At 72.1% G+C, this 9,421-nt stretch carries 11 protein-coding genes and 1 pseudogene; 8 read left to right on the top strand and 4 right to left on the bottom strand.

The window, feature by feature from the left end; all coding sequences use genetic code 11:
- The 3 genes and pseudogenes from AOK22_RS13620 to AOK22_RS13610 form a co-directional block, all read left to right on the top strand.
- Positions 1 to 324 (top strand): annotated as a pseudogene (locus AOK22_RS13620) (hypothetical protein); the annotation flags it as partial.
- 55 nt (positions 325 to 379) lie between these two features.
- Entirely contained in the window at positions 380 to 1,084 is a 705-nt protein-coding gene (locus AOK22_RS13615; protein WP_055698892.1) for a response regulator transcription factor, read from the top strand.
- Positions 1,084 to 2,400 carry a sensor histidine kinase gene (locus AOK22_RS13610; protein WP_055698891.1) on the top strand — a complete coding sequence of 439 codons (1,317 nt, stop codon included), beginning with the start codon at positions 1,084 to 1,086 and terminating at the stop codon, positions 2,398 to 2,400. Before AOK22_RS13615 ends, AOK22_RS13610 begins: the two co-directional genes overlap by 1 nt.
- On the opposite strand, the gene AOK22_RS13605 is transcribed toward AOK22_RS13610, so the two are convergent.
- Together AOK22_RS13605 and AOK22_RS13600 are read right to left on the bottom strand one after the other, a co-directional pair.
- Positions 2,354 to 3,166, bottom strand: coding sequence for a VTC domain-containing protein (locus tag AOK22_RS13605; protein WP_055698890.1), 813 nt, complete (start codon positions 3,164 to 3,166; stop codon positions 2,354 to 2,356). The two genes, AOK22_RS13610 and AOK22_RS13605, sit on opposite strands and share 47 nt — an antisense overlap.
- Positions 3,163 to 3,810 (bottom strand): DUF4956 domain-containing protein, encoded by a 648-nt coding sequence (locus AOK22_RS13600; RefSeq protein WP_055698889.1) that lies wholly within the window; start codon positions 3,808 to 3,810, stop codon positions 3,163 to 3,165. The genes AOK22_RS13605 and AOK22_RS13600 overlap by 4 nt, the downstream gene beginning before the upstream one ends.
- 162 nt (positions 3,811 to 3,972) lie before the next feature.
- Here AOK22_RS13600 and AOK22_RS13595 point away from each other — a divergent pair, with 162 nt between their 5' ends.
- From AOK22_RS13595 to AOK22_RS13585, 3 genes are all read left to right on the top strand, one after another.
- Positions 3,973 to 4,569 (top strand): DJ-1/PfpI family protein, encoded by a 597-nt coding sequence (locus tag AOK22_RS13595; protein ID WP_055698888.1) that lies wholly within the window; start codon positions 3,973 to 3,975, stop codon positions 4,567 to 4,569.
- A 14-nt stretch (positions 4,570 to 4,583) separates the two neighbouring features.
- Positions 4,584 to 5,099 (top strand): MarR family winged helix-turn-helix transcriptional regulator, encoded by a 516-nt coding sequence (locus AOK22_RS13590; RefSeq protein ID WP_055698887.1) that lies wholly within the window; start codon positions 4,584 to 4,586, stop codon positions 5,097 to 5,099.
- A 143-nt stretch (positions 5,100 to 5,242) separates the two neighbouring features.
- Positions 5,243 to 5,824, top strand: coding sequence for a hypothetical protein (locus AOK22_RS13585; RefSeq protein WP_157872233.1), 582 nt, complete (start codon positions 5,243 to 5,245; stop codon positions 5,822 to 5,824).
- Positions 5,825 to 5,878: 54 nt separating this feature from the next.
- On the opposite strand, the gene AOK22_RS13580 is transcribed toward AOK22_RS13585, so the two are convergent.
- Together AOK22_RS13580 and AOK22_RS13575 are read right to left on the bottom strand one after the other, a co-directional pair.
- Positions 5,879 to 6,460 (bottom strand): HD domain-containing protein, encoded by a 582-nt coding sequence (locus AOK22_RS13580; RefSeq protein WP_055698894.1) that lies wholly within the window; start codon positions 6,458 to 6,460, stop codon positions 5,879 to 5,881.
- A gap of 11 nt (positions 6,461 to 6,471) precedes the next feature.
- On the bottom strand, positions 6,472 to 7,590 hold the full coding sequence (locus AOK22_RS13575) for a helix-turn-helix domain-containing protein (protein WP_055698885.1): 1,119 nt from the start codon (positions 7,588 to 7,590) through the stop codon (positions 6,472 to 6,474).
- A gap of 177 nt (positions 7,591 to 7,767) precedes the next feature.
- Here AOK22_RS13575 and AOK22_RS13570 point away from each other — a divergent pair, with 177 nt between their 5' ends.
- On the top strand, positions 7,768 to 8,253 hold the full coding sequence (locus AOK22_RS13570) for a hypothetical protein (protein ID WP_055698884.1): 486 nt from the start codon (positions 7,768 to 7,770) through the stop codon (positions 8,251 to 8,253).
- A 329-nt stretch (positions 8,254 to 8,582) separates the two neighbouring features.
- The coding region (locus tag AOK22_RS13560) for a serine/threonine-protein kinase (protein WP_157872234.1) at positions 8,583 to 9,421 on the top strand (839 nt) is incomplete at its 3' end.

Here is a 9,421-nt window from a genome sequence, read left to right as displayed (position 1 = left end):
AGATGTGTAGAAGGGACAGGGGCGGGGTGGTCGCCCGGCGTGGCCGAGGGGTCGGCCGGCGTGCCGGACGAGGCGCCGGAGGACGGCTCGGGAGAGTCCCCGGGGTCCGATCCCGGCCCCGCCGACTTCGAGGCCGCCGCCAGCGCCTTCCGTACCGCCGCCTCGTCCAGCGGCCTGCTGTGCGCCGTCTCGCCCGCACTGTCCGAACCGGCCAACTGCCAGGCGCCCAGCGCCCCCGCCGCCGTCCCCACGGCCACCCAGGCCGCGGTCACCACGGCGCTCCGCCACTTCCTCATCCCGCCACTGTGCCGCATCGTTTCCTAACGTCCGGTCAAGACCCCGCCAAAGCCCGTCCCCCGCCCCTGACTACGGTGGTTGTATGGCGCATCTTCTTGTCGTCGAGGACGACCCCCAGCTCCGCGGCGCGCTCGTGCGGGCCCTGCGCGACAAGGGACACGCGGTGGCGACCGCGCCCAGCGGCATGGCCGGCCTGGACGCGGCGATGACCAGCAGGCCCGATCTGGTGGTGCTCGACCTCGGTCTGCCGGACGTCGACGGGGCCCAGGTGCTGCGCATGCTGCGGGCGGTCAGCGACGTGCCGGTCATCGTGGCGACGGCGCGCGACGACGAGCCGGAGATGGTCACGGTCCTGGAGGCCGGGGCCGACGACTACATCGTCAAGCCGTTCGGCGCGGCCCAGTTGGACGCGCGGGTCAAGGCGGTGCTCCGCCGGCTCGGGGTGGCCGAGACGGAGGAGCCGCTGCGCGTGGGCGCCCTCACCATCGACCCGGCGGCCCGCGAGGTCGCCCTCGACGGCACGGACATCGACCTCACGCCCCGCGAGTTCGACCTGCTCGTCTATCTGGCCCGCCGCCCCGGCCAGGTCGTCTCGCGCCGTGAACTCCTCGCCGAGGTCTGGCAGCAGCCGCTGGGCGGCGCCGACAAGACGGTCGACGTCCATCTCTCCTGGCTGCGCCGCAAACTGGGCGAGACGGCCCAGGCCCCCCGCTACCTCCACACGGTCCGCACGGTGGGCGTCAAGCTGGCGGCGCCCGACGGCACGCCCGCCGCCGAGGCCGACTGATGCGCCGCAGCCTGCTGCTCCTGACCGCCGCGACCACCGCCCTCGTCCTCACCGCCCTCCTCGTCCCGCTCACCCTGCTGACCCGCAGCCACGCCGCCGACCGCGCCACCGCCGAGGCGACCGCGCGGGCCCAGTGGGTGGCGCACGCCCTCGGGCCCACGCTGGCCACCGCCGACGAGCGGGAGACGGCCGAGCAGACGGTGGAGAGCGTCAACGGCAAGGATCTGCCGGTCACTTCGCTGATCCTCGCGGACGACACCGTGGTCGGCCCGGCCGCCGGGCAGGACCCCGCCGCCACCGCCCCTGTCCGCCTCGCCCGCACGGGCCGCGCCTTCACGTACGAGACCGGCTCCGGCGGCCGTCTGGTGCTGGTCCCCGTGCAGGGCGCCAAGGACGGCACGGCGGTGGTGCAAGTGACCCTGACCGAGCATCAGTTGTACGCGGGCACGCTCGCGTCCTGGCTGGTCCTCGCCGGTATCGGCGTGGGGCTCGTCCTGCTGGGCCTCCTGCTCGCCGACCGCCTCGGGTCCCGTCTGGTCGGCGCGACCCGGCGCCTGGCCCGCACCGCGGACCGGCTGGCGGCCGGCGATCTGACGGCCCGCGCCACGCCCGAGGGCCCGCCCGAGCTGCGGCTGATCGCGGGCGAGCTGAACCGGCTCGCCGCCCGCATCGACGAACTCCTCACCGCCGAGCGGGAGAACGCCGCCGACCTGGCGCACCGGCTGCGCACCCCGGTGGCCGCCCTGCGCCTGGACGCGGAGACCCTGCGCGACACGGACGAGGCCCGCCGCATCGCCGCGGACGTCTCCGCCCTGGAGCGCAGCGTCGACGACGTGATCCGCAAGGCGCGGCGCCCCCTGCGGGAGGCGCCGCGCGCGGATCTGGCGGCGGTGGCCCGGGAACGGGCCGCGTTCTGGGAGCCGTTGGCGGAGGACCAGAACCGCCGCACCGGCACCTCCACGCCGTCCCACGAGGTTCCGGTGCCGGTGCCCGCGGACGAACTGGCGGCGGCGCTGGACGCGTTGATCGGCAACGTCCTGGACCACACCCCTCACGGCACCGCGTTCACCGTCACGGTCCGCGCCACCGGGGACGGCGGCGCCGAGCTGACCGTGGCCGACGAGGGCCCCGGCTTCCCCGACGCCACCTCGCCCGACCGGGGCACGAGCGGCGCCGGTTCCACGGGCCTCGGCCTGGACATCGCCCGGCGCACGGCGCAGGAGGCGCGGGGGAGCTTCGCGACGCGGAGCACGCCCGAGGGCGCCCGGGTCACGCTGCGCTTTCCTCCCGTTGCGCCCGGGGGAACGCCGTCCTGACCGCACGGGCCCACTTGTTGATGCCGAGCTCGGGGCGCACCGCCGCGTATCCGCCGCAGTACTTGGTGAAGTCGGCGGCCCGCACGCCGTAGCGGTGCAGGACGCGGTCGGCCTCGGTCAGGTGGCCCTTGGTCTTGGTCTCCACGAGGACGAGCCCGGAGTCCGCGGCGGCGCTGCGGCCGGTCACCGTGTCCCGCACGACGAGCCCGGCGTCGCACGTGACGCGCTGCCCGTCGGCGACGAAGGTGGCCCGCTGGTACTCCGTGACCAGCGAGGTGGTGAGGCCGCCCGGCGCGTCGATGCCGTACGACCCGCGCAGCACTCCGGTGAGGAAGCCGCGCCGGGCCGCGTCCAGGACGTGGTCGTCGCCCTCCAGGCGCTGGCGGTGCTTGACGGTCTCGCCGCGGTCGCTCTTGAGCTTGATCTCGAACTGGCGCTCGCCGCTGTCCTGGTAGACGCGCTCACGGATGCGGTAGCGCAGCCGCCGCCCCTGCCGGTGGTCGTGGAACGTCACGAGCTCCGGGGTGTCGTAGTACGTCGAGTGGTAGCGGAACCACCGTTTTCCTCCGATGCTCAGTGCCCGGAAGGGGCCGCCGGACCGACGGGGGTCGGTCAGCAGGGCCGCGAGATCCTCGAAGATCTCCACGGGCACGAGGTAGCTGTTGTCGTAGCGGGCGAGCAGCTCCGCCCTGGCGTTGACCTCGTCAAGCGCGATGGGGTGCGCGGCGAGGGCGGCGCGGCCGATGGCGCGTACGGCGGGGTTCACACGGTCTCCTTCTGCTGGCCGGGGGCGATCGTGTTGGACCGGGTCGTGCGTCGTCGTACCGTCAACTCCCGAGAACGCGGGGAAGGTTCCGGTTGCCGGAAGCGGACTTCCAGAACCATGAGGTCGCGTACGTAGTCGATCTCCTGGACCGTCCAGCCCAGGGGCCGCCCGAGGCGCCGCTCCAGGTCGGCCCGCAGCGGGTCCTCCTCGCGGTGGACGGTGTCCAGGGTGACGACCGCGCGCCGGTCGCGGGCGAACAGCCGGGGGTGGTCGGCGCCGTACATCACCAGGAGCAGCACGGCGGCGAGCAGCCCCGCCACGGGCAGGCTCAGCGCCGGGAGTCCGCAGAGCAGGCCGAGCACCAGGGTGATGAAGTAGTACGCCACTTCCTGGTGCTGCAGGGCGTCGGAGCGCAGCCGCACGATCGAGAGCACTCCGAAGAGCCCGAAGCCCAGGGCGAGTCCGCCGTCGCCGCCGACGGTCCCGAGCCCGGCGACGACCGCGAACAGGGCGACGTTCAGGGCGAGGTACGCGGGCACGAGCTCGCGCCTGCGGTGCCGTGGATAGAAGACACCGAAGGTCAGCAGCGAGACGGCGGCCAGGTCGAGGCCCAGATGGGCGCTGAGGGTCAGTGTGCTGTCCATGCCGAGGACGCTAGGGACGGGCGGGTTAAGGCCGCCCCTCGTGGACGTTAACGAAAGCGGAGCCGGGGGCGCCGGGGGATCGACGGGGAATCTATTGACAGCATACTGTCGTTTTGACAGCATGCTTACGTACGCACCACTCGCCCACCGCAGGAGGTCGTCATGCACCGCAAGCCCGCGCACCTGGCCGTCTACGACACGCTCGCCGACTGGGAGACCGGCCACACCACGGCCTGGCTCACCCGCTTCGGGTACGAGATCCGCACGGTCGCGCCCTCCGCCGCCCCGGTCGTCTCCATGGGCGGCCTGCGCATCCAGGCGGACCTGACGCTGGAGGAGCTGCGGCCCGAGGACAGCTCGCTGCTGATCCTGCCGGGCGCCGACCTGTGGGACGCGGGCGACGACCTGGCGCCGTTCGCGCGCACGGCCCGTGCGTTCCTCGACGCCGGGGTGCCGGTCGCCGCGATCTGCGGCGCCACGGCCGGGCTCGCCCGCGAGGGCCTGCTCGACGACCGCGCGCACACCAGCGCCGCGTCGATGTACCTGGCGGCCACCGGCTACAAGGGCGGCGAGCGGTACGTCGAGACGGACGCGGTCACCGACGGCGACCTGATCACGGCGGGCCCGACCGAGCCGGTCGCGTTCGCGCGGGAGGTCTTCGGACGGCTCGGCGACGTCTTCGACGCCGAGAAGCTGGATGCCTGGTACCGCCTGTTCCACGACTCGGACCCGGCGGCGTTCGAGACGCTCAACTCCTGAGCGGGGCACGGACGATGACCGACACCGACCGTGCCGCGGAGCGGGCCGAGGAGCCCGCGGAGCGCCGCGACCAGCAGGACCTGCTCAGCCGCACCGCCCTGACCGTCTTCCGCCTCAACGGCCAGTTCCTCGCCACCTCCGAGGAACTGGCCGGGCCCGCGGGCCTGACCGCCGCCTGGTGGCAGGTGCTCGGCGCGGTGCTGCGCGAGCCGCTGCCGGTCGCGGGCATCGCCCGCGCGATGGGCATCACCCGGCAGAGCGTGCAGCGCGTCGCGGACCTCCTCGTGCGCAAGGAGCTCGCCGAGTACGTGCCCAACCCGGCCCACCGGCGCGCCAAACTGCTGCGCCCCACGGACGGGGGGCGCGCGGCCGTGGCACGCATCGACCCGGGCCACGCGGAGCTCGCCGGCCGGCTCTCGGCCGCGCTCGGCGAGGACGAGTTCAAGGAAACCGTACGGGTGTTGGAACGCCTCGCGACGGCCATGGACGCCCTCTCCGACACCGCCCCGGAACCCGTTACGGAACCGTAGAGACCGGTCCGGCCCACCGTGTCGTAGGGCCGCGCTGCCCTTACGGGGCCGAGTGACGGCCACCATCGCACGCCTCTCGTACGTGCCCGCAAGGTGGTGCCGAGGGACTGGCGTGCCCGCACCCGTCGGCTCACACTCTGGCCGTGAGCACAGGAGAGGTCGCGGTCCTCGGTGCGGTTGCCGCGTTGCTGGGGACCGTCATCGGCGCAGCTGGGGCGATCCTCGCCGCCCTGGCAGGCGGCAGGGTGCACCTGCGTGGGCAGCATCAGCAGTGGCGCCGGGAGATGCGCCGCGATGCCTACGCCAACTACCTGCGTGCCGCGCAGGAGTTCGGCTCCGCGATCGCCGCCATGGACGTAGACCGCTTGTCCGAGTCCGAGTTCGGTACGGATGAGGACGAACGCGCGGCAGATCATGACACGGTGCAGACCGCCCGGGAGGCGGAGTCAGGTGCGTATTCCCTGCTCCGCCTCGAAGGCTCACCGGCAGTAGTAGCCGCAGCCTCCCGGCTCCATGAGGCACTCGATCACTGGGCATGGCGAACACGCGAGTACTGGAACCCGGAAGTCACCAGCACAACGGTGTCGATCACGGGGATCGACCCACAGTTCATGCAGCCATTGAACGATTTTCCGCGCGGGCTTGCCGCTCAGGCCGACTACATCGACGAGCGGCTGCATGAATTCGAGGTAGCAGCCAAAGTGAGTCTTGAGAGCTACGGATGACGGACGCATGCGCAGACTGCCACTGAGTCGTCCGGCCTGCACGGCCGCCTCAGGTCAGCTCTTCTCCCCCATGGCGGCGCGCAGCCACTCCAAGGGAGTCTGGGCAAGCAGCTCATCGGCCAGCCGCCGGCCCGACTCCGTGACGATGCGCGCGCGGCTGTTGTCGATCCACCGCTGGGCGCCGACGTGTCCCTGGTTCTTGTACTCCAGGCCCTGAAGCATGCACTCCAGCTTGTCGGCATCCCGGGCGCAGATGGCCTCGGGCGTCTCCTTGGCCTCGTACTCGGCAACCACGGCACGCACAGCGGTGCGCAGAACCTCGGGCATGCCGGCCGTCTGGTCCGCGGTCACCGCCTCGGGGGCGCCGGGGGCCGCGTACTTCTTGCCCAGGTGGTTCACGTCGCCTGTTCGTGTCTCCTGGGAGTCGTGCCAGACCGCCATGTGTGCGGCACGCGCAGCATCGGCTCCCTCAAGGGTGGCGATGACCGAGGCGATCACGGAAGTGCGCCACGCGTGCTCGGCCACGCTCTCCGGGTCTCGGACGCCCGCCATCCACCAGCCCGTTCGGCGCGCGGTCTTCAGAGTGCCTGCCTCCCACAGGAAGTGGGCCACCTCTGTAAGGTCCTGGTCAGCCACGGTGTCCCCTTTCACGCCTCGGCGAGGCGGATTGCGTACCGAATGCCCTCCAGCTCTCGCCTTGCCCGCGTGGAGAGCTGGACGTCATCCAACATCACGGGAAGCCGGGCGCGTAGAGCCGTCCCCGCCGTGGATCGCGCGCGCAACAGGTCGGGGCGCGCCGCCAGCAGGGCCCACAGGGTATGGACGTTGAGATCGAAGAATCCGTGCTGGGGGGTAAGCCCGCGTACGAGGTGGTCGAGCATGCGGGCGCCGTGCCACAGGCCCGGCGTGGGCGAAGCGATGAAGTCGTCCGACAGCTGGATGTGGGGAGTCTCGCCGAGCCAGTACGCCCAGTAGTTGAGGTTCGCCGCCTCGGCAGCGTCGTCACGCCCGAGTGTGCGCGTGATGAACTGCGCCATCCGCTCCCGATCGCCGTGCCGGGCTTCAACGGCCGCGACCGAGCGGGAGTTGAGCCAACGGGTCAGCCAGTCGTCGGGGCGCGCGAGCTTCTGTTGGTGGGCCAGCCAGTCGGACGTATCGGTGTCGTCGTCGAACCCCGCCAGGTACAGGGCCTGGCGCCGCAGCAGGAAGTTTTCCCCGCCCCGCGCCTGTTCCGCTGTCTCCCGCATCCGTGTGAAGAACCGTGAGCGGTCCTCGGCGGGAAGGTCCGGAGCCGTGGGCACCGGGCCGCGCCGTGGGCGCTTCGGCGCGGGCAGATTGCGGACCGGCACGGGTGCCACCCCGTTGAGCGGCCAGGTCAGGATCTCGACCAAGTCCCTTCGCATGACGCAGGCACCGAGCGGACCGGCCTCGACGGGCGCCTCTTCGTCCAGAGCGCTCGCGAGCAGGACGTCGGCTTCCATGGCTCGCTCAAGGGTCACGAGCAGGGCAGCGGCGGCACCCAGCGTCATCAGGCGATGTCGGTGTACGAGCATCTGGCCGACCGGCACCGAGGTGAGCGGCCGCCGCCCTGCCTCCCACCCCGCGATGCTGTCCACCGAGACGCCGAATGTCTCGGCGAAGGCGTCCTGCGTGTGGCCCAACTGCTCGCGGATGAGGCGGAAGACGTACCCCGAGATGATGCCCGCACGAACGCGTTCAGGCCTTCCCTGACCGCCGGTCAGGGTTGACCGCGTGTGGTGCTCCATGTGGCCCCCTTGCCCGCATTCAGCGGGCACTTACCCGTACGCACGGTCACTTCTGGAGACGATCACCGCTGCCTACTGTCAAGGGGTGATGACCGGCAACCAAGCGTAGTGGGAGCCACCGTGGACGTCGTAGATCCGAACTCGTTCCCCCCTCAAGAGGGAAGAGCACTGCGAGACGTGCATGCGCAGAAGACAGAAGAAGCCATCGCCGACTGGTACGCGCGCACCCTGCAAGCACCCGAACAAGCACGGCGCGAGTGGGCCGACACCGGTGTCGCCCTGTTGCCGCTGGGTCTGCGCTTCGACGCGGTCCGCCTGCCGGACCGTCTCGTCCATGCCGCGCTGCGATCCGCCGTACCCGACGAGATCGCCGCGCGCCTCGGGCGGCTCCTCCGTGGCCCCGTGATCTACGACGGCCGGACGATGGGCGGCACGTACTACGCCCTGATGCGGCCCATCGAACGGAGCAGGTGGCGGCACCAGGACATCGCCCCTCGCCTCGGGGCGGACACACACATGGGAGTGCCCAGGCTCACCCGCACGGAGCCGCCCGGCACCTACTGGGTGGTGCTCCCCCGGTTCGAGGGCGACCTGTGCGAACTGTCCGCCGTCGAGAGCCTCGTCACCGTCGGCCACGCCGCGCTCAGCGAGGCCGACCAGTGACCGCGCATGTCTCCGAGCACGAGGGGGAGCGCCGCGCGCAGGAGGCGTACAACGTCCTCCTCGCGCACATCGACGGATGCCGGGTCTGCCAGGCCATGAAGACCTGCGACGAGGGGGCACGAATCCGCCGCGCCCTGCGTGCCAGTCGCTCGGTCGACCGCACTGCGAGGACCACCCACGGCGATACTGCGGGCGGGGCGTCATGAGCAAGGTGCCCCCGCCCCTCTTGCGGGGGACTTCCGGGACTGCTGAAGTGCGCGTATAGACCGTGTCAACGGCCAGTACACTCCTCACTCTGTTGCACACCAATGGGGGAGGTCGGTGCGGCGATGGAGAAGCTCGGGCCCGGGGATCCACAGCGGATCGGCGCGTACCGGCTGCTGGCGCGGCTCGGTGCCGGCGGCATGGGGCAGGTCTACCTGGCGCGGTCGGGGCGGGGCCGCACGGTCGCGGTCAAGCTCGTCCGCCAGGAGCTCGCCGAGCAGGAGGAGTTCAGGAACCGCTTCCGCCAGGAGGTGCGCTCGGCGCGGCAGGTCGGCGGCGCGTGGACGGCGCCCGTCCTGGACGCGGACACCGAGGCGGTGATCCCGTGGGTCGCCACCGGGTACGTCGCGGGACCCTCCCTGCAGAGCGTCGTCTCGCACGGCCACGGACCGCTGCCCGAGCGGTCCGTGACCGTCCTCGCGGCGGGGCTCGCCGGCGCGCTCAAGGACATCCACGCGGCGGGCATCGTCCACCGCGACCTCAAGCCGTCGAACGTGCTGATCACGATCGACGGCCCGCGCGTCATCGACTTCGGCATAGCCAGGGCCCTGGAGACGGTCACCGACGGCGGCCTGACGCGCACCGGCGCGCTGGTCGGCTCGCCCGGCTTCATGGCGCCCGAGCAGGTGCGCGGGGACCGCATCACCCCGGCGTGCGACGTCTTCTGCCTCGGCTCCGTCCTCGCCTACGCGGCGTCGGGCGCGCTGCCGTTCGGCACCGCCAACAGCGGGGTGCACGCGCTGATGTTCCGCATCGCGCAGGAGGAGCCCGACCTGGAGGGCATCCCCGAGAACCTCGCCGAGCTGATCGGCATGTGCCTGCGCAAGGATCCGGCGGCCCGGCCCTCCCTCGACGAGATCCTGGAGCGCACGGGCGCGGCGGACGCGCTCGGCGAGGGCCGCGC

The organism is Streptomyces silaceus (assembly GCF_001419745.1).
GTDB lineage: Bacteria > Actinomycetota > Actinomycetes > Streptomycetales > Streptomycetaceae > Streptomyces > Streptomyces silaceus.
Note: the sequence above shows the minus strand (reverse complement) of the source record. Positions and strands in the feature narration are given on the sequence as shown.